Consider the following 26,998-nt stretch of genomic DNA (forward strand, 5'->3'; position numbering starts at 1 on the left):
CGCCCGGCCCGCCACCGGCGGGCCGGGCATGTCGCCGCTGAAAGGTCTGGTATGAGCCTCGACACCCTTACGCGGGCGGCACGGAACAGTCATCGCCGTGATCGTCCGCCAGGCCGCCGCTGGCGTTCCAAGATGGACGTCAAGGCGATGCCGTACGCCCTGGTGTCTCCCTACTTCATTCTGTTCGCCGCCTTCGGGCTGTTCCCGCTGGCCTTCACGCTCTACTACTCGCTCTACGACTACGACCTGGCCGGGACCACGGAGTGGGCCGGGCTGGACAACTACGCCGCGCTGCTGGCGGACGACGACTTCTGGCGGGCCGTGGTGAACACGGTGGCCATGTTCCTCATCGCCACCGTCCCCCAGATGCTGCTGGCGCTGTTCTTGGCCAACGCGCTGAACAAGCGCTTCCGGTTCCGCCTGGCGATCCGGATGAGCGTGCTGCTGCCGCTCGTCACGTCGGTGGTCGCGGTCGCGGTGGTGTTCACGCAGCTGTACGCCCGCGACTGGGGCCTGGTCAACTGGATCCTGGGCGCGTTCGGCGTGGAGAACACCAACTGGCGGGCCGAGCGCGTCCCGTCCTGGATCGCCATCGCCACCATGGTCGACTGGCGCTGGACCGGCTACAACGCGATCATCTTCCTGGCCGGCATGCAGACGATCCCGCGCGACCTGTACGAGGCCGCCGCGATCGACGGCGCGTCCAGGCGACGGCAGTTCTGGCAGATCACGCTGCCGATGCTGCGCCCGACCATGATCTTCGTGGTGCTGAACTCGACGATCGGCGGGCTGACGCTGTTCTCCGAGCCGACCACGTTCTACAACGGCAACGTCGACGGCGGCTCGCAGGGCCAGTTCCAGACGGTGGCCATGTTCATCGTCAAGCAGGGTTTCCGCGAGTTCGACTACGGCTACGCCGCCGCTGCCGCCTGGCTGCTGTTCCTGCTGATTCTCATCGGAGCGGCGATCAACTTCCTGTTCGTGCGCAGGATCGGGGGCACGAAATGACCAACTGGTCACCGACCATCCTCACCAGGGTCATGCTGGGCGTGGCGGTCTTCCTGTCGGCGTTCCCGCTGTACTGGATGCTGGTGATCGCCTCGCGCACCAACGCCGACGCGGTTTCGGTGCCGCCGCCGTTCCTGCCGGGCGGCAACCTCGGCGAGAACATCGTCGCGGTGCTCAACAACGAGGACGCCAAGTTCCTGCTGGGACTGACGAACTCGTTCATCGTGGCGACGGTCGTCACCGTCTCCGTGGTGATCATCTCCACGCTGGCGGGCTTCTCGTTCGCCAACCTCAATTTCAAGGGCCGCAACCTGCTGCTGGTGCTCGTGCTGCTGACGATGGCGGTGCCGCTGCAGCAGATGGGCGTGGTGCCGCTCTACCGGCTCATGGTGAGCCTGGAGTGGACGGGAACGCTCAAGGCGGTCATCCTGCCGTACCTGCTCAACGGGTTCGGCGTGTTCCTGATGACGCAGTACACGCGCCAGGCCGTGCCGATGGAGCTGGTCGAGGCCGCCCGGGTGGACGGCGCGGCCACGCTGCGCATCTGGTGGAACGTCGTGCTGCCCGCCGTGCGGCCCGGGATGGCCGTGCTCGGCATCAACACGTTCATGCTCATGTGGAACGACTTCATGTGGCCGCTGATCGTGCTCACCCCGGACAACCCGACCGTGCAGATCGCGATCACCTCGCTCAACGCCAGGTTCTCCACGAACTACACGTTGATCTTCGCGGGCACGGCGCTGTCCATCATTCCGCTCATCGCGGTATTCGTCGCATTCGGCCGCCAAATCGTCGGCGGACTCATGGAAGGTGCGGTCAAGGCGTGACGACTCAAGAGGAACAGACACGTTCCGACCTGTGCTTCCCTCCTGGTTTCTCGTTCGGCGCGGCGACGTCGGCGTACCAGATCGAGGGGGCCGTCGCCGAGGACGGGCGCGGCGTCTCCATCTGGGACACCTTCACCAAGACGCCGGGCAGGGTGCTGAACGGCCATCATGGTGACGTTGCCATGGATCATTACCACCGGTTCGCGGAAGACGTCGCGATCATGGCGGACCTGGGGCTGACGGCCTACCGGTTCTCGGTGTCGTGGCCGCGGATCCAGCCGACCGGCTCCGGCGCGATCAACCAGAAGGGCCTGGACTTCTACCGGCGGCTCACCGACGAGCTGCTGGGGCACGGCATCGACCCCTGGCTCACCCTCTACCACTGGGACCTGCCCCAGGAGCTGGAGGACCAGGGCGGCTGGCCGAACCGTGACACGGCCTACCGGTTCGCGGACTACGCGGCGGCCGTGCACGAGGCGCTGCAGGACCGGGTGCACACGTGGAGCACCGTCAACGAGCCGTGGTGCGCCGCGTTTCTCGGCTACGCCTCCGGGGAGCACGCCCCGGGCAGGCGTGAGCCGGAGAACGCGATCAGGGGCGCGCACCACCTCAACCTTGCCCACGGGCTGGCCGTGCAGGCGATGAACGCCCGCCGTGTCGGCGGCTGCGTGAACCTGTACGCGGTCACCCCGGAGACCGACAGCGAGCGGGACCTGGACGCGGCCCGGCGGATCGACGGGCTGCAGAACCGGTTCTTCCTCGACGCCCTGCTGACCGGGCGTTATCCGGAGGACGTGCTGGCGGACCTGCGGGTGGAGCCGGACGACTTCATCCAGCCGGGCGACATGAAGACCATCGGCGCGCCGATCGACCTGCTGCTCGTCAACTACTACAGCCGTTTCACCGTCTCTGGTGCGCCGGGCGGCAAGGCGTCGGCGGCGGCGGCCCCCACGGACTCCGCCTCCCCGTGGGTGGGCAGCGAGCACGTGTCGTTCGTCAACGGCGGCCGGCCGGTCACCGCGATGGGCTGGGAGATCGACGAGGACGGCCTGGTGGAGGTGCTCACCCGGGTGATGCGGGACTACCCACCGATCGCGATGGTGGTCTCGGAGAACGGCGCCGCCTTCGACGACGTGCTGGCCGACGGCCGGATCCACGACCGGGAGCGGCGGGCGTACGTGGAGGCGCACCTCGGCGCGTGCAAGGAGGCCATCGAGGCGGGGGTGCCCCTGGAGGGGTATTTCGCCTGGTCGTTGATGGACAACTTCGAGTGGGCCTGGGGTTACGGCAAGCGGTTCGGCCTGGTCCATGTGGACTTCGATACGCAGGAACGGCTGCTCAAGGACAGCGCGCTCTGGTACGCGGAGATCATCCGGCAGAATAGGCCACATGAACCGACCGACTCTTGAGGCAGTCGCTGCCCGGGCCGGCGTGGGCCGGGGCACGGTGTCGAGAGTCATCAACGGCTCGCCGAACGTCAGCGCCAAGGCCCGCGAGGCCGTCGAGCTGGCCATCAGCGAGCTGGGCTACGTGCCCAACCGCGCGGCGCGGGCCCTGGTCACGCGCCGCACGGACACCGTGGCGCTGGTGGTGTCCGAGTCGCAGTTCCGGGTCTTCGACGAGCCGTACTTCGCGGGCACGATCCGCGGCATCGGCTCGGCGCTGGCCGAGACCGGGTTGCAGCTCATCCTGGCGATGGCGCGCACCCCGGAGGAGCACGCGCGGCTGGAGCACTACCTGACGGGGCAGCACGTCGACGGCGTGCTGCTCCTGTCGCTGCACGGCGCCGACCCGCTGCCGGGGCGGCTGGAGGCGATGGGCGTGCCGACCGTGCTCGGCGGCCGGCCCGTCGGCCTCGACCCCTACAGCTACGTGGACATGGACAACAGGGCAGGAGCCCGGCAGGCGGTCAAACACCTGCTGGGCCTCGGCCGCACCGCCATCGCCACGATCGCCGGGTCCCAGGACATGGGCGTGGGCGTCGACCGGCTGGCCGGCTACCGCGACGCGCTGCTGCCCTCGCGCCTGCCGGAGCTGGTGGCCTACGGCGACTTCTCCGAGCACAGCGGCGCCACCGCGATGACCGAGCTGCTGCGGGCCCATCCCGATCTCGACGCGGTCTTCGCCGCGTCGGACCCGATGGCGCTGGGCGCGATGCGCGTGCTCAAGGCCCAGGGCCGGGCGGTCCCCGGCGACGTCGCGGTGATCGGGTTCGACGACTCCAAGGCCGCGCTGCACGCCGACCCGCCGCTGACCACCGTGCACCAGCCGACCGAGGCGATGGGCCGCCAGATGGCGCAACTGCTGGTGGCCAGGATCAACGGCGAGCAGCTGCGCCAGCCCGTCGTGATCCTCGACACCCACCTGGTGCGGCGCGAGTCCGCCTGACATTCGCGAGAGGGGTCCTTGTGGACAGCAGGACCAAGCGCCGGTTAGCGCCCGCCGAGCTGGACGCGCTCGTCCGGCGGGCGGTGGGCACGGGTGTCGCCAGCGCCACCGAGCTGACCGACGGCTACGCCAACGCCGTCTGGCGGCTGAAGCTGGACGACGGGCGGGAGGTGGTGCTCAAGCTGTCGCCGCCGCCCGACCTGCGGCAGCTCAGCTACGAGACCAACCTGCTGCGCATGGAGGCCGCCGCCATCGGCCTGGCGCTGGAGGCGGGCGTGCCGGTGGCGGGGCTGCTGCGGGCCGGCTTCGACGACCCGGTGCTGGGCGGCGACTACCTGCTGCTGGCCGCGCTGAACGGGGTGTCGTGGAACGACGTCAAGCCCGAGGGCGAGGCCGCGCTGCGCCGGGAGCTGGGCGCGCACCTGGCCCGGTTCAACGCGGTGACGGGTGAGGTGTTCGGCTATCCGCACGCCGGCATCGTGGGCGCGACGTGGCGGGAGGCGTTCCTGGCCATGGTGGCGGCGCTGCTGGGCGACACCGAGCGCTACCCGGCGCCGCTGCCGCTGCCGGCCGCGCGGATCATGGAGGTGTTCGAGGCCGCCGCGCCCGCGCTGGACGAGGTCACCACGCCGCGGCTGGTGCACTTCGACGTGTGGGCCGGCAACGTCTTCCTCGACCTGCGCGGCACGCCGCGGATCGAGGCCATCATCGACCACGAGCGCGCCTTCTGGGGCGACCCGCTCGCCGAGTTCGTCACCCCGACGATCTTCGGCGAGCTGACCGAGGACGATCCGCTGCTGGCGGGCTACCGCGAGGTGACGCCGCTGGAGCTCACGCCGGCCGCGATGATCCGGCTCGACCTCTACCGCGCCTACCTCTACCTGATCCTGCTGATCGAGAACGGACCCCGGCAGTACCCGGAGGACGAGTACGCCAGGGTCCGCGACCAGGCGACGGCCTCACTGAGCGGGGTGCTCGACCGCCTCGTACGCACGTCCCCTGGAGCCGTCGGCTAGGTCGGCGCACGCCCCGCCGCCCTTGACCGTGTTCGGCACGCCGAGGTCGACCGGCATGGTGCCCGAGCAGGCGAGCGCGCCCGCGATGGTGCTGCCCGACAGGATCGGCGCGGTGTTGCCACTGAGCAGCGCGGCGCCGCGCAGGTCGGCGCCCACGACGGTGAGGTTGCCCGCCCCGCTCACGGCGAGCGCGCCGCTGACGCGCGCGCCGAGCAGGTGCACCTGCGCGGCCCCCGCGGCGGTGAGCGCGCCGGTGACGCGGCCGCCGGTGACGACCAGCGAGGCGCCGGGCCTGACCGTGACCGCCCCCGTCACCTCGGCGCCGTCGAGGCAGGTGACCCCCGAGGACACGACGAGCGCGCCGCGGTGCACGCCGGTGACGGTGCGGGTGCAGGCGGGCGGCGGAGCGATCGTGGTGACGGTGAACCGGCCTGGATCGCCGTCGTTGCCGGCCGCGTCGATCGAGCGGTACTCGATCGTGTGCCGGCCGCGCGGCAGCCTGCCGTACACGAGCGAGTCGATCGTCGTGCCCTGCTCCGAGAACGTCCACGGCAGCTGCGACGAGGTGGGCCAGCCGAAGTAGTTGAACCAGCCGTCGCCGTCCACCCGCGACTCCGACACGACGTAGCCGTCCTGGTCGTCGGTGCCGGTGAGGCGCATGGTGAAGGGGCCGTTGTAGACGTAGGTGTGGCCGGAGCGGGCCAGCGGGCGCGACAGCTCGTACGCGGTGGCCGGTCCGGTGGCGTCGATCGTCCAGGTCAGGGTCTGGCCGCCGAGGGCGGCGGTGAGGGTGTGCGTGCCCGGCTTCAGGTCCAGCTCGCCCAGGTCCAGGTCGGTGCCCTCGTACCGGGCGCCGTTCAGCGTCCAGGTGACCTGGGGGACGGTCTGCGCGGGGTGCGTGGTCTCCACGTACACGACGTCCGCGCGGCCGAGCGGCCGGTCGGTGGGGGTGGAGGAGACGAACGCGGGCTCGGCGGCGTCCGGCGGGGTGGTGATCGCGGTGTCCACCGTCCAGGTGCGGGTCCTCGTCATGGCCGCCCTGACGTCCGGGTCGCGGACGAACGCGGTCGGGTCGGAGACGGTCGCGGTGACCGTGTGCCGGCCCTGGGCCAGGCCGAGCGGGCGCAGGTCGAGGGTGTCACGGTCGCCCGGCAGGTCCCGGCCGTCCACGTTCCAGGTGGTGACCAGGGAGTGTCCGACGGGGCGCATCGGCTCGACCCACAGCACCCGGTCGGCGCCGACCGGCGCGCCCGAGGGCGTGGCGTCCTGGACGACCATCGTCTTGGCGGTGATGCTGCGCACCATGACCTCGCGGCTGACCTGGTCGAAGTAGTAACCGAGGGTCTTCATCATCGAGTGCGCGCTGGGCCGCCACACGCCCGTCGTCGCGTACATGCCGCCCTCGTAGCGGCCGATCGGGCCGCCGGACTCGCTGGGCTCGCCCAGCCAGCGCCACCACTTCCTGCGCTGGTCGCGCATCTCGCGCTCGGTGAGCAGCGTGTGGTGGGCGCTGGACGGCTCGGGGCCCGCGTACGGGCCGCCGGGGACGCCGCGCTGGTAGTAGTCGTACTCGTCCTGCAGCCCGCCCAGGGAGTGGCCCAGCTCGTGCGGGCTGATCAGGGCCGACATGCTGTTGCTGCCGGAGGCGGTGGCGTACGAGCCGCCCGCGCCGCCGTACGTGCCGCTGTTGCCCAGCGCGAGGATCTGCCGGTTGGCCGAGGAGGTGCCGGTGACCAGGTTGGCGTAGCGGGTGGCGGCGGTGTTGTCCATGGTGATCAGGCGCTGGACGCTGCCCGGGTTGCACTGGCCCCAGAAGCCCATGCTCAGCGGGGTCGTCCGGCGCGGGGCATCGAGCCCGGGGTCGCAGCTGATGCCCGACTCGCCGGAGACGATGTCGATCCGGTAGACGTTGATGTAGTTGCGGTAGGACTTGAACGGCTCGATCGACCACATGACGTTGAGGTGCCGGTCGGTGTCGGCCCGGAACTTCTCCTGCTCGGCCTCGGTGTAGCCGTCACCCATGACGATCAGGTTGAACCGCTTGGCGGTCGTCCCCGTGACCTGCACGGGCACGACCGTGGCCGAGCCCGGCTCGGCGGCGCTCGCCTGGGCGGCGCTCGCCTGGGCGGCCGGAGAGACGCATAACATGGCGGCGGCCAGAGTCAGGGCCGCGAAGATACGCATGATCAGCACTATCGGACCGCCACGGCCCGCGCGTCCATCCCCCATCACGGTCGAAACCATCTCGTTCGGGGACATGTCACGATCAGACCCGTTCCGGTCGGGGCCGCCTGATCAGAACCCGTCCAGACAGGGCCGCGCGCTCGGGCCCGCGCGGTCAGGCGCGCGGGAGTTCCGCCAGCAGGATGGGGCGTGTGGTCGGGTGGTCGGAGCCGCCGGCGGGCTCGACGGTCAGCGCGACGCGATCGTCGCGCTGCAGCGCCACCAGCACGAGGGGCGCGGTCATCCCGTCCGCGCCCCGGTGCAGCAGTCCGGCCGGGCGGGGGCCGCGCGGGTCCATCAGCCACAGCTCGTACGCCTTCGTGGCGGGCAGCTCCGGCAGGCCCGACGAGGTGAACAGCACGCCGCCCGCGTCGCGGGAGACCACGATCGTGCCCGTGCCGCCGGCGGCGATCGGCCGGCGCAGCGTCTCGGCGTCGGGCGCGGCCAGCACCGCGACCAGCCGCTCGTTCCGGGTGGCGGCCTCCTCCAGGTCGCGCCGGGCGTCGAAGGCGACCACGCCGAGCGCGACGGCCGCCGCCGCGCAGACGGCCGTCAGCGCCGCCATGACCCTCGTCCGCCGCCGCCCCGGCACCGGCAGCCCGCCGTCAGCGACGAGGTACGGGCCGGGTGCGGCGACGTACGGCCCCTCGGCGGTGCGGTGCGGCCCGTCGCCGGTGACGGGCGGCTCGATCGCGGTGGTGTGCGGCCAGGCCGCCGGGTCCCTCCAGAGCCCGGGGCGGTGTTCGGGGTCGCGGGAGCGGTGAGCGGCGGCGAGCAGGCGGCCGCGGAGTGCCGTGGGCGGCGGCTCGGCCACCGATTCGGCCAGTTTCGCGGCGGTCTCGCGCAACCGTCGTACCTCGTCCGAGCAGCCCTGGCACACGTGCAGGTGCTGCTCGAACCGCACCCACTCGGCGTACGGCAGTGCGTGCACGGCGTAGGCGCCAGAGAGGGTGTGGAGTTCATCCTTCATCGTCCACTCCCTGGTGTGAGAGGCGGCTCACGCATGTACTTCGGCCGTTCGGGCACGCCGGATGGTCCCGGCCTTGCTCTTTTCCGGCGACATGAGACAATCTCATTGGGTGATGAATTATGGGGTGTGTGATTGCCGGCGGCGGACCCGCCGGCGCGATGCTGGCCCTGCTGCTGGCCAGAGCGGGCGTCGAGGTGACGCTGCTGGAGAAGCACGGCGACTTCCTGCGCGACTTCCGGGGTGACACGATCCACCCCTCGACGCTGCAGGTGCTCGACGAGCTGGGACTGGCGCCGGAGTTCATGAAGATCCCGCACCGCAAGGCGTACGAGATCAGCCTGGTCACCGACGCCGGCGACGTCAGGCTGGCCGACCTGCGCGGGCTGCGGGGCACGTACAGGTACATCGCGTTCGTGCCGCAGTGGGACTTCCTCACGCTCATCACGTCGGCGGCCGAGCGCTATCCGGGCTTCCGGCTGCTGATGAACGCCGAGGCGTACGACCTGATCCGCGAGGGCGGCGCCGTCCGCGGGCTGCGTTACCGCGACGGATCAGGCGAGCACGAGATCAGGGCGGACCTGACGGTCGCCGCCGACGGGCGGTACTCGGCGCTGCGCGCCCGCGCGGGCCTGGTGCCCGAGGACCTCGGCGCGCCGATGGACGTGGTCTGGTTCCGGCTCCCCCGCCACGACACCGACCGGGACGACACGTTCCTGCGCCTCGCCGACGGGCGCATGATGGTCGCGATCAACCGCGAGAGCTACTGGCAGCTGGCCTATCTCGTGCTCAAGGGCGGCTACGACGAGATGCGCCGGCAGGGCATCGACGCGCTGCGCGAGCCCGTGGCCAGGCTGATGCCGTGGCTGGCCGACCGGGTCGCCGGGATCGGCGGCTACGACGACGTCAGCGTGCTGACCGTCCGGCTCGACCGGCTGCGCCGCTGGCACCGGCCGGGATTCCTGTGCATCGGGGACGCCGCGCACGCCATGTCGCCGGTCTTCGGGGTCGGCATCAACCTGGCCGTGCAGGACGCGGTCGCCACCGCCAACCTGCTGGCCGGAGCGCTCAGGACAGGCGCGCCGATCCCCGAGCGGACGCTGCACCGGCTGCAGCGCCGGCGCATGCTCCCGACCAGGGTGACCCAGGCGGCCCAGCGGCTGGTGCAGAACCGGGTCATCGGCCCGGCGCTGAACCGGCGGCTCGACCCGACCAGGCTGCCGCGTGACCTGACCAGATTCCCGCTGGTCGGCCTGCTGGCGCCGCGCTTCATCGGCCACGGTGTCAGACCCGAGCACGTGGCGGTAAAGGAACTTTGACTGCCTCTGGGTTCGTACAGGTATAACCGCATTCTCACAACGTGGACATGGGGGTCGGTGGGGCCGAGCCAGTGGAATACCCTCGTATCTCGTGAGCAGCAATCTAGTGGATCTCGATACCTGGCGAGCCCTCCCCGCGGCGCAGCAGCCTGACTGGCCAGACCGCGGCGAGCTCGACAAGGTTGTCGCCGAGCTCGGCGGCCTGCCCCCATTGGTCTTCGCCGGCGAGTGCGACCAGCTCAAGGAGCAGCTGGCCGCCGTCGCGCGTGGTGAGGCGTTCGTCCTTCAGGGCGGCGACTGCGCCGAGACCTTCTCCGGCGCCACGGCCGACAACGTGCGCCAAAAGCTCAAGACCTTGCTGCAGATGGCCATCGTGCTGACCTACGCCGGCCGGGTGCCGGTGGTGAAGATCGGCCGGGTCGCGGGGCAGTTCGCCAAGCCGCGCTCCAAGGGCACCGAGACCCGGGGCGGGGTGGAGCTGCCCGCCTACCGGGGCGACATGGTCAACGGGTTCGACTTCACCCCCGAGGCGCGCCGGCCCGATCCGTGGCGGCTGCTCAAGGCGTACCACTCCTCGGCCGTGACGCTCAACCTGGCCCGGGCCTTCACCAAGGGCGGTTACGCCGACCTGCGCCAGGTGCACGCCTGGAACCAGGACTTCGTGGGCGAGTCGCCGGCCGGCCGCCGTTACGAGCAGCTGGCCAGGGAGATCGACCAGGCGCTCGCGTTCATGCGGGCCTGCGGGGCCGACCCCGAGGAGTTCCACACGGTCGAGTTCTACTCCTCGCACGAGGCTCTCATCCTCGACTACGACCAGGCGCTCACCCGCATCGACTCGCGTACGGGCCTGCCCTACGACGTGTCGGCGCACATGGTCTGGATCGGCGAGCGCACCCGCCAGCTCGACGGGGCCCACGTCGAGTTCTTCTCCAAGATCCGCAATCCGATCGGCGTCAAGCTCGGCCCGACGACGACGCCGGACGAGGCGCTGGCGCTCATCGACAAGCTCAATCCGGGCAACGAGGCGGGGCGGCTCACGTTCATCACCCGCATGGGCGCCGCCAAGATCCGCGAGCACCTGCCCGCGCTGGTCAAGGAGGTCACGGCGACCGGGGCCCGGGTGGCGTGGATCTGCGACCCGATGCACGGCAACACCTTCGAGGCGCCGAGCGGGCACAAGACGCGCCGCGTGGACGACGTGCTGGACGAGGTGGCGGGCTTCTTCGAGGTGCACCGCTCGCTCGGCACGCACCCCGGAGGCATCCACATCGAGTTCACCGGCGACGACGTGACCGAGTGTGTCGGCGGCGGGCACGAGATCGGCGAGACCGACCTCGCGACCCGTTACGAGACGGCCTGCGACCCCAGGCTCAACCGCAGCCAGTCGCTCGACCTGGCCTTCCGCGTGGCCGAGCTCTACCGCGGCTGACCTCCCGTCGCCCTGTCGCCGCCGGCCCTCCGGCGGCGACCCTCACCCGGCCGGGCCTTCGCGGTGAGCGGCTGAGGTGAAAGTGATTCAGGTCTCATTGCCGTACGTGACGAACCGCCGGTGAACCCTGTGACTCCAGGGCTATGATCGCCCCGAAAGACACTAATTTTTCGGGAGATGATCCGTGGATAATGCTCCAGAGGGGGTCGACCCGAACGTCCCCAACGTCGCGCGAATGTACGACTATTTTCTCGACGGCAAGGACAACTTCGCGGCCGACCGGGCCGCCGCGGAGCAGATCCTCCAGACCTTCCCGCACACCAAGGAGGGCGCCCGCGCGAACCGGGCGTTCCTGCGCCGGGCCGTGCGGCATCTGGTGGACCAGGGCGTCCGGCAGATCGTGGACCTCGGCGCCGGCCTGCCGACGCAGGGCAACACCCACGAGATCGCCCCGGAGGCGCGCGTGGTGTACGTGGACTACGACTCCGTGGTGTGCGTGCACGGCAGGGCGCTGCTGGCCAGGCGGGAGAACGTGGACTTCCTCCAGGCCGATGTGCGCGAGCCCAAGGCGCTGCTGGACAGGCTCGGCACGATGATCGACTTCGAGCAGCCGGTGGCGTTCCTCATGCTGGCGATCCTGCACTTCATCCCGGACGACGAGGCCTACGACGTGGTGACGAAGCTGCGCGAGGCCAGCGCGCCGGGCAGCCACCTGGTCATCAGCCACGCCGTGGACAGCACCCCGGACACCACCCCGCAGGCGCTGGAGATCTACCGCCGGGCCACCGCCGCGCTCAACCTGCGCACGCGGGAGGAGGTCCTGCGCTTCTTCGACGGCTACGAGCTGGCGGAGCCGGGACTGACGTACCCGAACGGCTGGCGCCCGGAGGACCCGGACGCGCCGGGGAACGGCATCACGTTCGGTTACGTGGGGGTCGGCCGCAAGCCCTGACGATCGGATCCTCCGCCGGACATGCGAAGACCCCGCCCGTGAGGGCGGGGTCTTTCGCGCGAGGGGTCAGTTCTGCTGGGCGTTCTTCAGCTCCTCGCTGAGCTCGGCCCTGATCGCGTCCATGTCGAGCGCCTTCACCTGGCGGATGAGGTCTTCGAGCGCGGGGCCGGGGATGGCGCCGGCCTGGGCGAAGACCACGATGCCGTCACGGATCGCCATCAGCGTGGGGATCGAGGTGATGTCGAATCCCTGCGCGAGCCCCTGCTCGGCGTCGGTGTCGATCTTGCCGAAGGTGATGTCGCCATGCTTGTCGGACGCCTGCTCGAAGATCGGCCCGAACTTCTTGCACGGCGGGCACCACTCGGCCCAGAAGTCGAGCAGCACGATCCCCTTGTCGGCGATGTCGTTGAAGTTCTTCTCTGTTACTTCGATGGTCGCCACAAGTGGCTCCTCGCTCGTTGTCGCTGTCGTGCGGTTTGTCGCTGAAATGCATTCGAGTCAACCACGTACCCATCACCAGCATTCCATGCCCGGCGGGCGGGCGCGGCCCCGTGCCTGCCGCGCCCGCGTCAGGGTCCCCTTCAGTGTCCCCCTCAGGGGGCCCGTCATGGATCAGTGGCCGCCGGGCAGCGTCAGGCCGATGACCAGCGGATCGTGGTCGGAGGAGCGGTAGGCGTCCGGCTGGTAGAGGCCGGGCGGATTGAACTCCTGGTTGTAGTCGCGGATGCGCGGCTCGTCGGAGTTGATGTGCCAGATCGTCGCGCTCGTCACCCGCTTGAGCAGTTGCCTGCCGACGAGGGCGTGGTCGAGCTCGCCCGCCAGCCCGTCGAACAGGTAGCTGTAGCGCAGCGGCTCGGGCACGAACCGCTTGGTGACGCTGGTCAGGCCGCCCGCCTCCAGGGTGTCGATCGGGTCCTCCTCGCCGTAGGCGTTGAGGTCGCCGAGCACGATCGGGTTGGGCAGGTCCTGGTCCTCGACGAGGCCGAGCAGCGCCTGGGCCTGGGCCACGCGGGTGGGGTTCCAGCAGCTCTGGCCATCGCCCTGGTCGGCGTCGGGGCCGCTCGACGGGCAGCTGCCCTTGGACTTCAGGTGGTTGACCAGCATGGTGAACGGCTGGCCGCCGCCCTTCCTGCGGAAGGTCTGGATCAGCGGCGGGCGGCTGAACACGGCGTCCTGCGAGGACTTCGCCGCGCCGACCGGGGTCAGCTTGGCGGGCTTGTAGATGAGGCCGACCTGGATGGCGTCGGTGCCGGGGAACGGGTGCGCGAGTGCGGCGTACGTACCGGCTCCGACCTGGGCGTTGACGGCGTCCACGAGCGCCTGCAGGGCGGTCTGGCCGTTGTTCTCGACCTCCATGAGGGCCACCGCGTCGGCGTTCAGCCCCTTGAGCGCGGCGACCAGCTTGGCGAGCTGGCGCTGCTGCTCCTCGGCGTCGCTCGCGCCTCTGGAGCCGAGGGTGGTGAACCAGTTGAGCGTGTTGAACGAGGCCACCTTGACGTTCCCGACGACCGGGAACGGCTTGGGCAGGCGCGGGTTGGCGTTCAGGTAGTTCACGGGCTTGGTGGGTTGCAGGCGGTAGGCGCCGAATCCGTATCCGAGCACGCCTGTCACGCCGGCGGCCACGTCGCCCGTGCGCACGATGGGCGGCAGGGTGGCCGGGTTCTCGCGGGTGGAGCCGTCGTCGACGAGCAGGGAGCGGCGCTCGTTCAGCGCGGCGTCGACGCCCCGGCGGTCGGTCGGCTGGAACAGCCGGCCCTGCGAGGAGAGCACGACCTCGCCGAAGCGGCCGAGGTTGTAGTGCTCGCTCACGGTCAGCGGCTGCGGGAAGGTCAGCAGCATGTTCTCGACGGGCTCCAGCCCGTCGGAGGGCAGCCGGTACGACCGCGCCTTCACCCTGCCCGTGCCGCACACGTCCACGGCGGTGACCGGCGACAGCTCGGTCCAGCCGTTGAACTCGGTCGCCCGGCCGGTCACGAGGACCCGGTCACCGGGCTTGACGTCCTTGACCGAGTCCCTGGCGAAGGCGAACAGCCCCTCGGACGTCCGCGGGTCGGCGTCCGGGCGCGGATCCTGCAGGAAGAACCCGCTGAGCTGGTCGGAGCGCTGGAAGTCGCCGGTGACGATCCCCTCGACCCGCACCGTCTGGCCGGCCAGCGGGGTGGCGTCACCGTCACCCTGCACCTGGTTGATGCGGTGGGTGGCCGGGGTGTCACAGGGGGCCGCCGGTTCGGCGGCCGCGGGACCGGCGCACAAGGCCACCGCGAGAAGGGCGGCCAAGGAGGCTTGGGATAAAGCTCGCATGCACGCACTTTAGAGCCAATTTAGATCGCATAATTCCACATAAAAGTGGATAGAACATGAAATCACCGAACCTTGACATCGGCCGCGGCGGGTATCACCCATGCATGGACTGGGTCACCTGCGCGCATTCTGCTGATTGCACCGGAATCGCCGGCCGGCCGTCCGGCCTCTGCCTGGCACATCTGTCCCCAGAACAACTCGGCGCGGCGCTCGGCGCGCTGTCCCCCGGCCGCCTGCTCGACCTGCGCGGCACCACCGTCACGAGCGATCTGCTGTCCAGGGTGCTCGACGCCACCGGCGCCAGGCCCGGCAGGACCCGGCTCGACCGGGTCAGGTTCACCGGCGACGTCAAGCTGGCCGGGGTGACGTTCGAGGGCGACGTGTCGCTCGACGGCGCCACGTTCGACCGGCTCGCCTCGTTCTTCGGCGCCCGCTTCGAGGGCAACGTGTCGCTGGCCGGCGTGCGGTTCCGGCGTGAGCTGTCCTTCCACGGCGTCACCGTGCGCGGTCACGTCTCGCTCGACCGGGCCGTGATGGCGAGGGACGCGCTGTTCAGCCAGGCCGTGTTCGGGCACGGGCTGTCGTGCGAGCGGGCCAGGTTCGACGGCTACGCCACCTTCGACGGCGCCAGGCTCGGCGACGGGGCCGCCTTCAGGGGCGCGCGCTTCGGCCGGACGCTGTCGTTCCGCAAGGTCAGCGGGCACGCCGGGTTCGACGCGGCGCACTTCGCGGCCGACGCGTACCTGTCGGCCACCGGCCGGCTGTCGGCGGCCAGGGCCCGCGCCGACGGGCTGCTCGACGTGGTGGTCACGCGCTGCGGCGTCGACCTGCGCGGCGTGGAGGTGACGGGGCCGCTGACGGTGCGGCTCACCGACGCGCAGGCCGACCTGGAGGGCGCGCGGCTGCGCGGGCCCGCCACCGTGACGGGCCGGGGCAGGTCCACGCTGACCTCGCTGCGGGAGGTCGAGGCGGCCAGCCTGGAGCTGTTCGGGCTCGACCTGTCGTCGTGCCGGTTCGCCGGGCTCGCCCATCCGTCGGGGGTGCGGGTCAAGGACTGCACGTTCGCGCTCACGCCGCGCGGCGTCCAGGTGGGGCTGCGCTGGCCGATGCTGCGCTGGTTCTCGCGGCGGCGCGCGCTGGCCGACGAGCACACCAGGCGCGGCCACGGTCACGCCGGCGACACCGGCGCCTCGCCCGACAGCCTGGCCTCCCTCTACGCGGGCCTGCGGCCGAGCGACCGCGCGACCGCGGCCGACTTCGCGTTCGCGGCCATGGAGATGCGCCGCCAGGCCGGCCACGGGTGGTGGCTGTCGGTGTCGTGGCTCGTCTGCGGGTACGGCATGCGGATGGGGCGGGCGGCGGCGTGGTGCGCGCTGGTGGCGGCGATCACCGCGGCGGCGGTGCTGTGGAGCACGGCCTCCCACGCCACCGGCCACACCGGCGCACCCGCCTTACCCTCCGTCCCCGTCCACTCCACCTGGACCGGCTGAGCCGGGGTCCCGGCAGGCGCCTTCCTGGAGGGCGCGGCCGTCAGAGACTGTCAGAGGCCGTCAGAGGCCGGCCGCGATGGCCTCGATGGCGCCGAAGTGGCGCGGCCAGCCGCCGCCCATGATGCGCCGCGACAGCTGCTGGAGCTCGTCCCCCGGGTCGAAGCCCTCGTGGTCGAGGAACAGCCGGGTGCCCTTCCCCTCGGGCTCCAGCCGCCACGTGACCGTCCAGTCGGCGCTCCCGCCGTCGCTCCAGCTGATCTTCAGCAGTTTCTCCGGCTCGATCCGCAGCACTTCGCAGTACACGATCCCGTCGAAACCGACCTGCTTCTTGGGCGTGGTGGTGAACGTGAACCGGTGCCCCACCTCCGCCCTGAAGTCGTTGGGCATGAGCCAGCGGGCGACCAGCTCCGGCTCGGTGAGCGCCCGCCACACCTTGGCGGGCGGGTGCGCGATGAACTGATCGAGCCTGATCGCGCTCTTGTCGTCAGCGGGGCGGGACATCGTCGTCCTCCATCTCGTCGAGCAGGGTCACGAGGCCGGCGAGCCGCTCCCGCCAGAACCGTTCGTACGGGCTGAGCCAGTCGCGGATCTCCATCAGCGGCCCCGCCTCCAGCCGGTAGTGGCGTTCCCTGCCCCTGCGGCTCTCGGCGACCAGCCCGGCGTCCTTGAGCACCTTGAGATGCTCCGACACGCTGGGCCTGCTCATGTCGAACCGCTCGGCCAGCCGGCCGGCGGGCTGCGCGCCCTCGTCGAGCAGCAGCCGCAGCAGCTCGCGCCTGGCCGGGCTGGCCAGCGCCGTGAAGACGTGGTCGGCCGTCACGCCTGGCTGACCACGAAGCCGTTGCCGAACGGGTCGTGGAAGAGCAGCTGACGGCCCCACGGCTGCGGGTCCGGCCCTTCGAAGGCGACCTCGTGCTCGGCCAGCCGGGCGGCCAGCGCGTCGAGGTCGGGCGCGGCGACGACCAGGCCGCCGATCGGCCGCATGTCGGGGAACCAGGCGGCCAGCAGCAACGAGGTCTCGGCGCCCTTGGGCGCGACGGTGAGCCAGCGGCCCATGGGGAACGGGTTGTCGGTGCGCACCTCGAAGCCGAGCACGCCGGTGTAGAAGGCGAGGGCCCGTTCCTGGTCGGTGACGGGCACGGTGACGGTGAGGATCGATGAGATCGGCATGCCGGCCACTATACGTAGGATTTTTCCTACATGACAAGCCCGGAAATATCAGGGGCTTCCCGGATGGGACCCCGAGCGCGGCCTTCGTAGACTGGGGGGCATGCTCATCGACGACTACGTGGCCGAGCTCGACGACGCCCTGGCCGGCCCGCACGGACCCAAGCGGGACCTGGTCGTCGAAGCCCGCGACAGCCTGCTCGACACGGCCGAGGCGCTGGAGGCCGAAGGGCTCGGCCGGGCGGAGGCGGAGCGGCTGGCGGTGACGGAGTTCGGGGCCGTCGCCGAGATCGCGCCGGGCTACCAGGCCGAGCTGACCGCGCACTCGGGGCGGCGGCTGGGCCTGCTGCTGTTCGTCAGCGTGCCGATCACGGTGGCCATGTGGTCGGTGCTGTGGCGGCTCTACCCGGCCACCGAGCAGGCGTGGGCGTCGCAGCCGGCCTGGTGGCCGGTCGTCTCGCGGCTGCTCGACGTCGTGCAGCTGGGCGTCGGCGTGTACGGCGGCCTCGTCACGTTCGCGCTGAGCCGGGGTTCGCGCTGGATCCGCCGGCCGCGGCTGGCGACCAGGTCGCTGGGCGTGCTGGTCTGGACGGCGCTGCCGGTCACCTTCGGGCTGAGCCTGGTGCTGTCGTACGGCACCGGCGCCGCCTCCCCCAACACCCTCACCGCGCTGCCGGCCCTGCTGGCCAACCTGGTGACCTTGGCGATGTGGGGGCTGCAGGTCTACGGCGCCACCCGGTGCGTGCGGATCACGCGGGCGTCCGTACGGACCGCCTGAGCCCGCTCTGAGACTCCCTGCCGCTCAGCCTTGGGCGGTCGCCTCGGCGCGCAGGACGCCGCCGATCACGTTCGTGAACTCCCGCCAGGCCGACCGCTCCCCCTCCAGCTGCTTCCGGCCCGAGGCGGTGAGCCGGTAGGTGCGGCGCTTGCGCCCGCCGACCGTCGCCCACTCGCTGGACAGGTAGCCGATGCGCTCCAGCCGGCGCAGCGCCGGATAGACGGTGCCGGTGGGCACGTTGAGCGCGCCCCCGCTCCGCTCCAGCAGCGCCTCGATGATGGCGTAGCCGTGCAGCGGCTCCCGCTCCAGAACTGAGAGCAGCAGCGCGTCCATGTGCCCGCGAAGCGCGTCCGGATTCATGACTCCGATCCTAAACACCGATCCCTCATGTAGACAGACTACATGTAGACTGGCTACTCATAAGAAGACGTACGACGACGGAGCGGTGATGGACGTAGTCGATCTGGCGCGGACACAGTTCGCGGTGACGGGCAGCCTGCACTTCCTGTTCGTGGTGCTCACGCTCGGCCTGGCGCCGCTGGTGGCGATCATGCACACGCGGTGGGCACGGTCGGGCCGGCCGGTGCACGAGGCCATGACGAGGTTCTGGGGGCAGGTCTACGTCATCAACTACGCGCTCGGCATCGTGACCGGGCTGGTGATGGAGTTCCAGTTCGGCCTCACCTGGAGCGGGCTGACGCGGTACGCGGGCGACGTGTTCGGCGCGCCGCTGGCCATGGAGACGCTGATCGCCTTCTTCCTGGAGTCCACGTTCCTCGGACTATGGATCTTCGGGTGGGGGCGGCTGCCCAGGTGGGCGCACGTGGCCTGCATCTGGGCGGTCACGCTGACGGCGTACGCGAGCGCGTTCTTCATCATGGTGGCCAACTCGTTCCTGCAGAACCCGGCCGGGGCGGTGGTCGGCGGCGGGCGCATGCACCTGACCGACTTCGGCGCCCTGCTCACGAACAAGGCCCTCGTCTTCTCCTTCCCGCACGTGATCGGCGCGGGGCTGTTCACCGGCGGCATGGTGCTGGTGGGCGCGAGCGCGTGGCGGCTGCGCCGGCGCACCCCCGAGGTGGAGTTCTTCACCCGGTCCCTGCGCACCGGCGTGGTCACCGCCGCCGTCGGCATCTTCCTGGCCATGGGCTTCGGGTACGCCCAGTTCGGCGGCGTCGCGGAGGGCAAGTTCGGCTCCGGCCGCGACCCGCTGGCCGCCGTCGGGCTCGGCTTCATGATCGAGATCGGGCAGCTGCTCGGGCTCGTCGTGCTGCTCGTGATGCTGCCGATGATCTCCGTCCTGCCGCGGCTCCGGTGGACGCATCCGATCCTGATCGCGATGACGCCGCTGCCGTTCGTGCTGTCGATCCTGGGCTGGATGGCCAGGGAGATCGGGCGGCAGCCCTGGATGATCTGGGAGCGGCTCACCGTGGCCGACGCCCTGTCGCCGGGGCTGACCTCCGGCATGGTCACGGGCTCGCTCATCGGGTTCGCGGCGGTGCTGGGGCTGCTGGCCGTCGTGGACTACGTCCTCATCGCCCGGGTGATCAGGCGCGGCCCGTACGGGCTCGACCTCGGCGCCACCGCCGACGAGACGCGCGCCCCCGCGCTGAGCTACTGAGGAGTGCTGAGCATGGAAGTGATCTGGTTCGCCGTCTTCACGGTGCTGCTGGCCGGATATTTCGCCCTTGAGGGGTTCGATCTGGGCGTCGGGCTGCTGCTGCCGGTGCTCGGCAGGACCCGCGCGAACCGGGACCGCATGGTGGCCGCCGTGGCCCCGTACGTGCTGGCCAACGAGGTGTGGCTGGTGGCGGTGGCCGGGACGCTGTTCGGCGTCTACCCGCTGCTCGAACACGACGTGCTGTTCGGGCTGTATCCGCTGGTCGTGGCCATGCTGCTGTGCTGGGTCCTGCGCGACGCCGGGCTGTGGTTCCGCCGCCGGCTGGACGGCGCCCTGTGGCGCGGCTTCTGGGACGGCGCGATCGCGTTCGGCTCCCTGGGGTTGTCGGTGGGCTGGGGCATGACGTTGTACGCGGCCGCCACCGGCTTCGCCGCCTCCCCCGTGCATCCGGTGGGCCTCATGCTGGGCGTGGTGGTGACGCTGCTGTTCGCCTTCCACGGATGGACGTTCCTGGGCTGGCGGCTGCCGGGCGTGTTCGGGGTCACCAGGGCGGGGCGGGTGCTGCTGGGGACGGCTCTGGTCGCGGCGCTGCCCGCGCTGGGGGTGCTCGGGGGCGCCATGCCGTACCTGCTGGCGCACAGCGCGCCGCCTGCCACGCTGAATGTGCTCAGTCTCATGGTCCTGCCGTTCGCACCCATCATGCTGGGCGCGCAAGTATGGGTATGGCGCACTTTCCGGCCAGGTAAGGACGCCGTCCGGCTCCTCCCGTCGTTCTTCTGAGGAAACGTGCACAAGGATCTTCTCGCGCTCATGCGGGCCGAGCGCTCCGTGCGCCGCCACCTGGGCGTCACCATGGCCGCCGCCCTGCTGGCGGGGCTGCTCGTGCTGGTGCAGGCCGAACTGCTGGCGGGGGTGCTGTCCGGCCGCTTCACCGCCGCCGCCCTCGCGGTGCTGGCGGCGGCGGTGGGCGCGCGGGCGCTGCTGGCGTGGACGCAGGGGATCTTCGGCGGGCGCACCGCGACGGGCGTGAAGTCCGCGCTGCGGCACCGGCTGCTGGAACGGCTGCGCGAGCTCGGCCCCGCCCGGCTCGCCGCGCACCGCTCGGGCGAGCTCGTCACCCTGGCCGGGCGCGGCCTCGACCGGCTCGACGACTACCTGACCGGCTACCTGCCGTCGATCGCGGTGGCCGCAGTGGTGCCGGTCGCGGTGCTGATCCGGCTGTTCGCCGCCGACCTCGGCAGCGCGGTGATCGTGCTGATCACGCTGCCGCTGATCCCGATCTTCGGCGCGCTGGTCGGGATGACCACCAAGGCGGTGACCGAACGGCAGTACCTGGCGCTGTCGCGGCTCGGCGGACACTTCCTCGACGTCGTCCGCGGCCTGCCCACCCTGCGCGCCTTCGGCCGGGCCCGCTACCAGGCCACCGTCATCAAGGAGATCGCCGACGCGCACCGGGGCGCCACCATGCGGACGTTGCGGGTGGCGTTCCTGTCGTCGCTCGTGCTGGAGCTTTGTGCGTCGCTGTCGCTGGCCCTGGTGGCGGTGCCGATCGGCCTGCGGCTGCTCGGGGGGTCCCTGGACCTGACGACGGCGCTGCTGGTGCTGCTGCTGGCGCCGGAGGCTTACCTGCCGTTGCGGGCGATGGGGACGCGCTTCCACGCCTCGATGGAGGGCGTGGCCGCCGCCGACGCGGCCTTCGCCGTCCTGGACCGGACCTCCGACGAACCGGCCCCCGGAACCGGCGCCTCCGCAGCCGACCCGGACCCCGGCACCAGCGCCTCCGCAGCCGACCCGGACCCCGGAATGAGCGCCTCCGCGAGTGACCCGGACCCCGGCACCGGCGTCCCCGCGAGCGGCCCGAACCTCCGAACCGGCGGTGCGCCGGGAGCCCGTCTCGAAGGCACGCCGGAGATCCGGCTCGAGAACGTGACCGTCCGCTACCCGGATCGCGACGTGCCGGCCCTGGAGGACGTGTCGCTCACCATCGGCGCGGGCGAGCGGGTCGCCCTGGTCGGGGAGAGCGGCGGCGGCAAGAGCACCCTGCTCCACCTCGTCCTCGGCTTCATCAGCCCGTCCGAGGGGCGGGTCCTCGTGGACGGCGTGGACCTGCGCGAGCTGGACCTGACGCGGTGGCGCGCGCGGCTGGCGTTCGTGGCGCAGCGGCCGCACCTGTTCGCCACCTCGGTGGCCGACAACATCCGGCTGGGAGCGCCCTCGGCCTCCCTGGACGAGGTACGCCGGGCGGCCGGCGCGGCCCACGCGGACTTCGTCGCGGACCTGCCGGAGGGCTTCGACACCGTCCTCGGCGAACGCGGCACCAACCTGTCGGCGGGCCAACGCCAACGCATCGCGCTGGCCAGGGCGTTCTGCCGCCCCGCCGCGTCGGTGCTGCTGCTGGACGAGCCCACCGCCCGCCTGGACGGCCGCAGCGAGGCCGCCGTGGTGGCGGGCACCGCCGAGCTGTCCAGGGGCCGCACGGCGATCATCGTCGCCCACCGCCCCGCCATGATCGACCTGGCCGACCGCGTCATCCGCATCCACGCCGGCCACATCGTCTCCGACACCGCCACCCCACCCTCCGGCACCACCCACCCGGGCACCACACACGCGGACCCGACACCTTCCGACCCGCAAGGCACGGACCCGGCATCTACAGATTCGCCGCCTGACGATGGGACATCGGTGCACCCGACGAAGGCCGACCCAGCACAGGCCGACCCAGCACAGGCGGACCCGGCGCAGGCGGACCCGGCGCAGGCCGGATCGGCGGGTGGCGTGCAGGAGCGGGTGACGGTGGCGTGGCGGGAAAGGGGTGGGCGGTGAACCGGCGCATGGGGGTGCGGCTCTTCTGGGCGGTGCTGGCCGGGGCGGCGGCCGATCTGGCCGGGCTGGGGCTCATCGCCGCAGCGGCCTGGCTGATCACGCGGGCCGCCGAGCAGCCGCCGCTGGCCGCGCTGAGCGTGGCGATCGTGGCGACCAGGGCGTTCGCGACCGGCAAGGGCGTCTTCCGCTACGCCGAGCGCCTCACCGGACACGACGTCGCCCTCCGTGCCCAGGCCGGCACCAGGGAGCGGCTGTACGAGGCGCTGATCCCGCCGCAGCGGCCCCGGCACGGCGGCGCCGACCTGCTGAGCCGGATGGTGGACGACACCGAGGCCGTACAGGACCTGCTCGTCCGCTGCCTGCTCCCGGCCGCGGCGGCGGCGATCGCGGGACTGGCCGCCGTCGTCGTCGGGCTGACGATCCTGCCGGTGTCGGCGCTGGTGCTGGTGGCGGGCCTGGTGGTGGCCGGGGTGCTGCTGCCCGCGGGCACGGCCGCCGCGGCCAGGCGCTGGTCGGCCAGGATCGCCCCGGCGCGGGCGGCGCTGGCGGGCCGGGTGGCCGACCTGGTGCACGGCTCGGCCGACCTGGCGGCGTACGGCGCCGACGGGCAGGCGCTGGACAGGGCCCTGGCCGCGGACGGCGCGCTGGCGGCGCTGGAGCGACGGCAGGCCCGCGTGCACGCCGCCGCCCTGGCCGGAGGCACCCTGGTGCAGGGGCTGACGGTGGCCGCCGTGGTGCTGATCGCGCAGAGGGCGGGGGCGGGCTCGGTCGGTACGGCGGTGCTCGCGCTGACGTCCCTGGTCGCGTTCGAGCCCGTGCTGCCCCTGGCGGCGGCGGGCGAGCGGATGGCGGGCATCACGGCCGCGCTCAGGCGCCTGCGCGAGATACGCGCCACCGCCCCGGCCACCACCGAACCGCCCGCACCCGCCCCCCGCCCGGAGGGCCCGCTGACCGTCGAGATCGACAACCTGGTGGTACGCCACCCCGCCCACGACGGCGACGACCTCACGGCCATGGGCGACGCGTCACCCCGCCCCGCCCCCGGCCGGCGCCCCTCCGCTCCCGGCGACGCCTCCTCGTTCCCCTCCCCCGGCGACGCACGCTCGCCGGACAGCGGCGTCCCCGCACCGGGCGGCGACGGGCGGCTCCCGCAGTCAGACGGTGTGGTGCCGCAAGCGGGCGGTGTGGTGCCGCCGGTGGGCGGTGTGGTGCCGCCGGTGGGCGATGTGGTGCCGCCGGCCATGGCGAGTGGGCGGCCGGCGCTCGACGGTGTGTCGTTGCGGCTCACGCCGGGCAAGCGGGTCGCGATCGTCGGTCCCAGCGGGGCCGGTAAGAGCACCCTGCTGGCCGCGTTGATGCGGCTGGTCGAGCCCGAGTCGGGCGCGGTCAGGGTGAACGGCACCGACCTGCGCGACCTGTCCGGCGACGACGTACGGACGCTGATGACCGGTCTCACCCAGGACCCTTACATCTTCCGCGCCAGCCTGCGCGACAACCTGCGTTTGGCCGGTCCGGAGGCCGACGACGAGCGGCTGTCGCAGGCCGTGCGCGACGCCCGGCTCGGCGAGTGGGTGGAGCGGACCGGGTGGGACGCGGAGCTGGGTGAGGACGGCAGGACCGTGTCCGGCGGCCAGTTGCAGCGGCTGGCCCTGGCCAGAGCCCTCCTCTACGACCCGCCGGTGCTGCTGCTCGACGAGCCGGCCGAGGCGCTGGACGAGGAGGCGGCCGACCGGCTGATGAGCGACCTGCTCGACGTGACCCGCGAGCGGACGACGTTGCTGGTGACGCACCGGCTCAAGGGGCTGGAGCTGGTCGACGAGATCGTGGTGCTGGAGGAGGGCCGCGTCGTCCAGCGGGGCCGGCACGACGAGCTGGTCTCGGTGCCCGGCTACTACCGCGACCTGTGGGAGTCCGAGGTCCTCACCCGGCGGTAAGGCGCGATTCACCGCTCCCGATGGCGTTTGCGGCGCCATCAGGTTTATGATGCAAACTAGTTTGTTGACTCGAGGAGTTTGCATGGTGGACGACGATCGCGCGCCGAGCCCTGAAGAGATGCTCCGCGTCATGGAGGAGCAGAACGCCGCCACGGTGAAGATGCTCTACGCCGACACCGTCCTGCTCTACGTGCCGTGGGGCGTGGCCTGGCTGTTCGGCTTCACCGCGCTCTTCCTGCACTACGGGCTCGACGGGCAGCCCTACGCGCCGATCACGCAGATGCAGGCGGTCGGCGTGCTCATGGCGGGCCAGGTCGTCGCGGGGACGTTCGCCGTGTTCGGCATGGTGCGGATGAACCGGCTGGTGCGCGGGGGCTCCGCCACGAAGGGGGCGATGTACGGCTACGCGTGGTTCGCCGGGATGTTCCTCATGACGGTCATCGCGCTCAGGCTCAGCCCGCACCTGCCTCCGGAGGAGAGCGGCCTGCTCTGGGCGGGCAGCTCGCTCATGGTGGTGGCCGTCCTGCACATGGCCGGCGGGGCTGTCTGGAGCAACTGGCAGATGTTCTTCGTCGGCGCCTGGGTCGCCGGCGTCGACGCGCTCGGCGTGCTGCTCGGCGCGGGCTGGCACGCGCTGCTCACGGCCGTGCTGCTGGGCGGCGGCTTCATCGTCATCGGGCTGTGGCTGAGGCGTCACAAGTGAGCGACGACGACACCCGGCCCGGCGACACCCAGCCCGACGGCACCGCGTCCGATCGCCACGGGCCCGGCGGCACCGCAGCCGATCGCGACGTGCCCGATCGTCACGGGCCCGAGCTCGGCGTGCCCGAGCTCGACCCCGTGATCCACGCTCAGGCCAGGCTGCGCGTGGTCGCCACGCTCAACGTCCTGCCCGACGGCGACGAGATGGCGTTCAACTCGATGAAGCAGTTGCTCGGCATGACCGCGGGCAACCTGTCGGTGCACCTGACCAAGCTGGAAGACGCCGGATATGTCCGGATCAACAAGACCCACAGGGGCCGCACCCCCGTCACGTTCGTAGCTCTCACCAAGCGCGGGCGGCTGGCCTTCGAGGAGTACACGAAGGCGGTCCGTGCGCTGCTGGACAACGCTGGAGGAAGACCATGACGGTCCTTGCCCGGGCACACGAGGTCACCCGCCGCTACGGCCAGGTCCTGGCCCTCGACCGGCTCTCGCTCGACATCGGGGCGGGCGAGCTGGTCGGGCTGCTCGGCCCCAACGGGGCGGGCAAGTCCACCCTGATCAACCTGTTCGCCGGGCTGCGCCGGCCCACGTCCGGCACGGTCGAGCTGTTCGGCGGCTCGCCGCTGGACCCGGTGATGCGGCGCGGCATCGGGGTGACGCCGCAGGAGACGGGGCTGCCCGAGTCGTTAAGGGTTAAGGAGATCGTCGACTTCGTGTCGGCCCACTTCCGCGAGCGGGCCGGCCGGAAGGAGCTGCTGGCCAGGTTCGGGCTGGACGACCTGGCCGGGCGGCAGGTCGGCGGGCTGTCCGGCGGGCAGCGGCGGCGGCTGGCCGTGGCGCTGGCGTTCGCCGGCCGGCCGCGGCTGGTGTTCCTCGACGAGCCGACCACCGGCCTCGACGTCGAGGCGCGGCACGCCCTGTGGGACGGCATCAGGTCCTTCCACGAGGATGGCGGCACCGTCCTGCTGACCAGCCACTACCTGGAGGAGATCGAGGCGCTGGCGCAGCGCGTGGTCGTGATCGGCTCCGGCCGCGTGCTCGCCGACGACACCGTCAGGGCCGTACGCGATCTGGTGGGCGTGCGGCGCGTCTCGCTCGTGGCCGGCGACCTGCCCGAGCTGCCGGGCGTGCTCGGCAGCGAGCGCGTGGACGGCCGCACCACCCTGGTGACCACCGATCCCGACCGGCTGGTCGTCGAGCTCGTACGGAGCGGCACGCCGTTCTCCGGCCTCGAGATCAGGCCGACCACCCTGGAGGAGGCCTTCCTGGCCCTGACCACGAAGGAGTCCGCGCATGTCTAGCCTGGCCCTCGCGCACACCCGATACCTCCTGCTCGAACAGGTCAGGGTGCCCATCGGCCTGATCGCGGGCGCCCTGTTCCCCGCGATCTCGATGGTGGCGTTCGTGGTGCCGTTCGCGGGCCAGGATCCGCGGGCCGCCACGATGGCCACCGGGTCGCTGATGTTCTTCGGCGCGATGTCGGGGGCGCTCATCGGGCTGAGCATCACCGTGGCCCAGGACCGCGAGCAGCCGTGGAGCCCTTACCTGCGCACGCTGCCCGCCGGGCCGGCGGCCCACTTCACCGGCCGGATCCTGGCCACGCTCGTCACGACGGTGACCTCGGCGGTTCCGGTGCTGGTGGTCGGGGCGCTGTTCACCGAGGCGACGTTCACGGCGCCGCAGCTGCTGGCGGGGCTGGGCGTGCTGGTCGCGGGCACCGTGCCGTTCATGCTGCTGGGCCTGCTCATCGGCTATCTGACGGCGGCCAAGGGCGCGATCGCGGTGTCGCAGATCCTGTTCTTCCCGCTGGCGATCCTGGGCGGGCTGCTGCTGCCGCCCGCGATCCTGCCGGACTTCATCCAGGTCGTCTCGCCGTTCACCCCTACCAGGGGCGTGGCCGAGCTGCTCTGGGCGGTCATGGCGCAGACCACGCCCGATCCGGTGGCGCTGGTCTCGCTGGCGGTGTGGACCGTGCTGGCGGCGCTGGCGGCGGGCTGGGCCTACCGCCGTGACGAGGGCCGGCGCTTCTCCTGAACTGGGGGGGTGTGCC

The 26,998-nt window shown here is 71.6% G+C and carries 26 protein-coding genes; 18 read left to right on the forward strand and 8 right to left on the reverse strand.

The annotated features are described in order from the left end of the window. Positions 1-51 precede the first annotated feature (51 nt). From B0I32_RS28690 to B0I32_RS28710, 5 genes are read left to right on the forward strand one after another with little or no spacing between them, the layout of a single operon-like run. The gene (locus B0I32_RS28690) at positions 52-1,008 is read left to right on the forward strand and encodes a carbohydrate ABC transporter permease (protein WP_106245074.1); all 957 of its coding nucleotides are present in this window, start codon (positions 52-54) and stop codon (positions 1,006-1,008) included. Further along, a complete protein-coding gene (locus B0I32_RS28695; protein WP_106245075.1) occupies positions 1,005-1,835 on the forward strand; it encodes a carbohydrate ABC transporter permease in 831 nt (276 codons plus the stop codon). Before B0I32_RS28690 ends, B0I32_RS28695 begins: the two co-directional genes overlap by 4 nt. Continuing rightward, positions 1,832-3,244, forward strand: coding sequence for a GH1 family beta-glucosidase (locus B0I32_RS28700; protein WP_106245077.1), 1,413 nt, complete (start codon positions 1,832-1,834; stop codon positions 3,242-3,244). Before B0I32_RS28695 ends, B0I32_RS28700 begins: the two co-directional genes overlap by 4 nt. Beyond that, entirely contained in the window at positions 3,225-4,223 is a 999-nt protein-coding gene (locus B0I32_RS28705) for a LacI family DNA-binding transcriptional regulator (protein WP_106245078.1), read from the forward strand. Before B0I32_RS28700 ends, B0I32_RS28705 begins: the two co-directional genes overlap by 20 nt. Before the next feature lie 20 nt (positions 4,224-4,243). Then, complete coding sequence (locus B0I32_RS28710; RefSeq protein WP_106245080.1) at positions 4,244-5,239, forward strand: phosphotransferase family protein; 996 nt, start codon at positions 4,244-4,246, stop codon at positions 5,237-5,239. On the opposite strand, the gene B0I32_RS28715 is transcribed toward B0I32_RS28710, so the two are convergent. Both B0I32_RS28715 and B0I32_RS28720 read right to left on the reverse strand, forming a co-directional pair. Beyond that, positions 5,183-7,423, reverse strand: coding sequence for a M64 family metallopeptidase (locus B0I32_RS28715; RefSeq protein WP_219912039.1), 2,241 nt, complete (start codon positions 7,421-7,423; stop codon positions 5,183-5,185). The two genes, B0I32_RS28710 and B0I32_RS28715, sit on opposite strands and share 57 nt — an antisense overlap. A 154-nt stretch (positions 7,424-7,577) precedes the next feature. Further along, the gene (locus B0I32_RS28720) at positions 7,578-8,432 is read right to left on the reverse strand and encodes an anti-sigma factor (RefSeq protein ID WP_106245081.1); all 855 of its coding nucleotides are present in this window, start codon (positions 8,430-8,432) and stop codon (positions 7,578-7,580) included. Between the two features lie 119 nt (positions 8,433-8,551). Between B0I32_RS28720 and B0I32_RS28725 the strand changes: the two genes are divergently transcribed. The 3 genes from B0I32_RS28725 (at position 8,552) to B0I32_RS28735 (ending at position 12,129) form a co-directional block, all read left to right on the forward strand. Next, positions 8,552-9,748 carry an FAD-dependent oxidoreductase gene (locus B0I32_RS28725; protein ID WP_106245083.1) on the forward strand — a complete coding sequence of 399 codons (1,197 nt, stop codon included), beginning with the start codon at positions 8,552-8,554 and terminating at the stop codon, positions 9,746-9,748. Positions 9,749-9,839: 91 nt separating this feature from the next. Next, positions 9,840-11,177, forward strand: a complete 1,338-nt coding sequence (locus tag B0I32_RS28730) for a class II 3-deoxy-7-phosphoheptulonate synthase (RefSeq protein ID WP_106245085.1) — start codon at positions 9,840-9,842, stop codon at positions 11,175-11,177. Between the two features lie 184 nt (positions 11,178-11,361). Next, positions 11,362-12,129 (forward strand): SAM-dependent methyltransferase, encoded by a 768-nt coding sequence (locus B0I32_RS28735; protein ID WP_106245086.1) that lies wholly within the window; start codon positions 11,362-11,364, stop codon positions 12,127-12,129. Positions 12,130-12,195: 66 nt separating this feature from the next. Here B0I32_RS28735 and B0I32_RS28740 read toward each other — a convergent pair whose 3' ends face one another. Beyond that, a complete protein-coding gene (locus B0I32_RS28740) occupies positions 12,196-12,570 on the reverse strand; it encodes a thioredoxin family protein (RefSeq protein WP_106245088.1) in 375 nt (124 codons plus the stop codon). Between the two features lie 171 nt (positions 12,571-12,741). Then, positions 12,742-14,430: an ExeM/NucH family extracellular endonuclease gene (locus B0I32_RS28745; protein WP_106245090.1), complete on the reverse strand. Its 1,689-nt coding sequence runs from the start codon at positions 14,428-14,430 to the stop codon at positions 12,742-12,744. A gap of 104 nt (positions 14,431-14,534) precedes the next feature. Here B0I32_RS28745 and B0I32_RS28750 point away from each other — a divergent pair, with 104 nt between their 5' ends. Further along, complete coding sequence (locus tag B0I32_RS28750; protein WP_181307886.1) at positions 14,535-15,920, forward strand: pentapeptide repeat-containing protein; 1,386 nt, start codon at positions 14,535-14,537, stop codon at positions 15,918-15,920. A 60-nt stretch (positions 15,921-15,980) separates the two neighbouring features. Here the strand turns inward: B0I32_RS28750 and B0I32_RS28755 are convergent, their stop codons facing one another. Genes B0I32_RS28755 through B0I32_RS28765 form a run of 3 tightly spaced genes read right to left on the reverse strand, consistent with a single transcriptional unit; the run spans position 15,981 to position 17,090 of the window. Beyond that, positions 15,981-16,421: an SRPBCC family protein gene (locus B0I32_RS28755; protein WP_106245093.1), complete on the reverse strand. Its 441-nt coding sequence runs from the start codon at positions 16,419-16,421 to the stop codon at positions 15,981-15,983. After that, entirely contained in the window at positions 16,405-16,740 is a 336-nt protein-coding gene (locus tag B0I32_RS28760) for an ArsR/SmtB family transcription factor (RefSeq protein WP_106245094.1), read from the reverse strand. The genes B0I32_RS28755 and B0I32_RS28760 overlap by 17 nt, the downstream gene beginning before the upstream one ends. Beyond that, on the reverse strand, positions 16,737-17,090 hold the full coding sequence (locus tag B0I32_RS28765) for a VOC family protein (protein WP_106245402.1): 354 nt from the start codon (positions 17,088-17,090) through the stop codon (positions 16,737-16,739). Before B0I32_RS28765 ends, B0I32_RS28760 begins: the two co-directional genes overlap by 4 nt. Before the next feature lie 100 nt (positions 17,091-17,190). Here B0I32_RS28765 and B0I32_RS28770 point away from each other — a divergent pair, with 100 nt between their 5' ends. Further along, a complete protein-coding gene (locus B0I32_RS28770; RefSeq protein ID WP_106245096.1) occupies positions 17,191-17,865 on the forward strand; it encodes a permease prefix domain 1-containing protein in 675 nt (224 codons plus the stop codon). Between the two features lie 24 nt (positions 17,866-17,889). Here B0I32_RS28770 and B0I32_RS28775 read toward each other — a convergent pair whose 3' ends face one another. Beyond that, positions 17,890-18,225, reverse strand: coding sequence for a helix-turn-helix transcriptional regulator (locus B0I32_RS28775; RefSeq protein WP_106245097.1), 336 nt, complete (start codon positions 18,223-18,225; stop codon positions 17,890-17,892). Positions 18,226-18,313: 88 nt separating this feature from the next. Here B0I32_RS28775 and B0I32_RS28780 point away from each other — a divergent pair, with 88 nt between their 5' ends. The 8 genes from B0I32_RS28780 (at position 18,314) to B0I32_RS28820 (ending at position 26,982) form a co-directional block, all read left to right on the forward strand. Further along, positions 18,314-19,486 carry a cytochrome ubiquinol oxidase subunit I gene (locus B0I32_RS28780; protein ID WP_106245099.1) on the forward strand — a complete coding sequence of 391 codons (1,173 nt, stop codon included), beginning with the start codon at positions 18,314-18,316 and terminating at the stop codon, positions 19,484-19,486. Positions 19,487-19,498: 12 nt separating this feature from the next. After that, positions 19,499-20,266 carry a cytochrome d ubiquinol oxidase subunit II gene (locus B0I32_RS28785; RefSeq protein ID WP_106245101.1) on the forward strand — a complete coding sequence of 256 codons (768 nt, stop codon included), beginning with the start codon at positions 19,499-19,501 and terminating at the stop codon, positions 20,264-20,266. Positions 20,267-20,272: 6 nt separating this feature from the next. Continuing rightward, the gene (cydD, locus tag B0I32_RS28790) at positions 20,273-22,309 is read left to right on the forward strand and encodes a thiol reductant ABC exporter subunit CydD (RefSeq protein WP_245956093.1); all 2,037 of its coding nucleotides are present in this window, start codon (positions 20,273-20,275) and stop codon (positions 22,307-22,309) included. Between the two features lie 8 nt (positions 22,310-22,317). After that, complete coding sequence (locus B0I32_RS60100) at positions 22,318-24,243, forward strand: amino acid ABC transporter ATP-binding/permease protein (protein ID WP_245956112.1); 1,926 nt, start codon at positions 22,318-22,320, stop codon at positions 24,241-24,243. An 82-nt stretch (positions 24,244-24,325) separates the two neighbouring features. Next, on the forward strand, positions 24,326-24,946 hold the full coding sequence (locus B0I32_RS28805) for a hypothetical protein (RefSeq protein ID WP_106245103.1): 621 nt from the start codon (positions 24,326-24,328) through the stop codon (positions 24,944-24,946). Continuing rightward, positions 24,943-25,371, forward strand: coding sequence for a winged helix-turn-helix domain-containing protein (locus tag B0I32_RS28810; protein ID WP_245956094.1), 429 nt, complete (start codon positions 24,943-24,945; stop codon positions 25,369-25,371). Before B0I32_RS28805 ends, B0I32_RS28810 begins: the two co-directional genes overlap by 4 nt. Continuing rightward, complete coding sequence (locus B0I32_RS28815; protein ID WP_106245105.1) at positions 25,368-26,249, forward strand: ABC transporter ATP-binding protein; 882 nt, start codon at positions 25,368-25,370, stop codon at positions 26,247-26,249. The genes B0I32_RS28810 and B0I32_RS28815 overlap by 4 nt, the downstream gene beginning before the upstream one ends. Beyond that, positions 26,242-26,982 carry an ABC transporter permease gene (locus B0I32_RS28820; RefSeq protein ID WP_106245107.1) on the forward strand — a complete coding sequence of 247 codons (741 nt, stop codon included), beginning with the start codon at positions 26,242-26,244 and terminating at the stop codon, positions 26,980-26,982. The genes B0I32_RS28815 and B0I32_RS28820 overlap by 8 nt, the downstream gene beginning before the upstream one ends. The last annotated feature ends 16 nt before the right edge of the window (positions 26,983-26,998 follow it).

Origin of the sequence: Nonomuraea fuscirosea (genome assembly GCF_003001935.1) — a bacterium.
Classification (GTDB): Bacteria; Actinomycetota; Actinomycetes; order Streptosporangiales; family Streptosporangiaceae; genus Nonomuraea; species Nonomuraea fuscirosea.

What these genes read in the sequence shown, in the direction of transcription:
- B0I32_RS28690 (WP_106245074.1), top strand. Translation starts at nt 52, where the DNA reads ATGAGCCTCGACACCCTTACGCGGGCGGCACGGAACAGTCATCGCCGT.
- B0I32_RS28695 (WP_106245075.1), top strand. Translation starts at nt 1,005, where the DNA reads ATGACCAACTGGTCACCGACCATCCTCACCAGGGTCATGCTGGGCGTG.
- B0I32_RS28705 (WP_106245078.1), top strand. Translation starts at nt 3,225, where the DNA reads ATGAACCGACCGACTCTTGAGGCAGTCGCTGCCCGGGCCGGCGTGGGC.
- B0I32_RS28715 (WP_219912039.1), bottom strand. Translation starts at nt 7,423, where the DNA reads ATGCGTATCTTCGCGGCCCTGACTCTGGCCGCCGCCATGTTATGCGTC.
- B0I32_RS28720 (WP_106245081.1), bottom strand. Translation starts at nt 8,432, where the DNA reads ATGAAGGATGAACTCCACACCCTCTCTGGCGCCTACGCCGTGCACGCA.
- B0I32_RS28725 (WP_106245083.1), top strand. Translation starts at nt 8,552, where the DNA reads ATGGGGTGTGTGATTGCCGGCGGCGGACCCGCCGGCGCGATGCTGGCC.
- B0I32_RS28745 (WP_106245090.1), bottom strand. Translation starts at nt 14,430, where the DNA reads ATGCGAGCTTTATCCCAAGCCTCCTTGGCCGCCCTTCTCGCGGTGGCC.
- B0I32_RS28750 (WP_181307886.1), top strand. Translation starts at nt 14,535, where the DNA reads ATGGACTGGGTCACCTGCGCGCATTCTGCTGATTGCACCGGAATCGCC.
- B0I32_RS28755 (WP_106245093.1), bottom strand. Translation starts at nt 16,421, where the DNA reads ATGTCCCGCCCCGCTGACGACAAGAGCGCGATCAGGCTCGATCAGTTC.
- B0I32_RS28765 (WP_106245402.1), bottom strand. Translation starts at nt 17,090, where the DNA reads ATGCCGATCTCATCGATCCTCACCGTCACCGTGCCCGTCACCGACCAG.
- B0I32_RS28770 (WP_106245096.1), top strand. Translation starts at nt 17,191, where the DNA reads ATGCTCATCGACGACTACGTGGCCGAGCTCGACGACGCCCTGGCCGGC.
- B0I32_RS28775 (WP_106245097.1), bottom strand. Translation starts at nt 18,225, where the DNA reads ATGAATCCGGACGCGCTTCGCGGGCACATGGACGCGCTGCTGCTCTCA.
- B0I32_RS28780 (WP_106245099.1), top strand. Translation starts at nt 18,314, where the DNA reads ATGGACGTAGTCGATCTGGCGCGGACACAGTTCGCGGTGACGGGCAGC.
- B0I32_RS28785 (WP_106245101.1), top strand. Translation starts at nt 19,499, where the DNA reads ATGGAAGTGATCTGGTTCGCCGTCTTCACGGTGCTGCTGGCCGGATAT.
- B0I32_RS60100 (WP_245956112.1), top strand. Translation starts at nt 22,318, where the DNA reads ATGGGGGTGCGGCTCTTCTGGGCGGTGCTGGCCGGGGCGGCGGCCGAT.
- B0I32_RS28805 (WP_106245103.1), top strand. Translation starts at nt 24,326, where the DNA reads ATGGTGGACGACGATCGCGCGCCGAGCCCTGAAGAGATGCTCCGCGTC.
- B0I32_RS28815 (WP_106245105.1), top strand. Translation starts at nt 25,368, where the DNA reads ATGACGGTCCTTGCCCGGGCACACGAGGTCACCCGCCGCTACGGCCAG.
- B0I32_RS28820 (WP_106245107.1), top strand. Translation starts at nt 26,242, where the DNA reads ATGTCTAGCCTGGCCCTCGCGCACACCCGATACCTCCTGCTCGAACAG.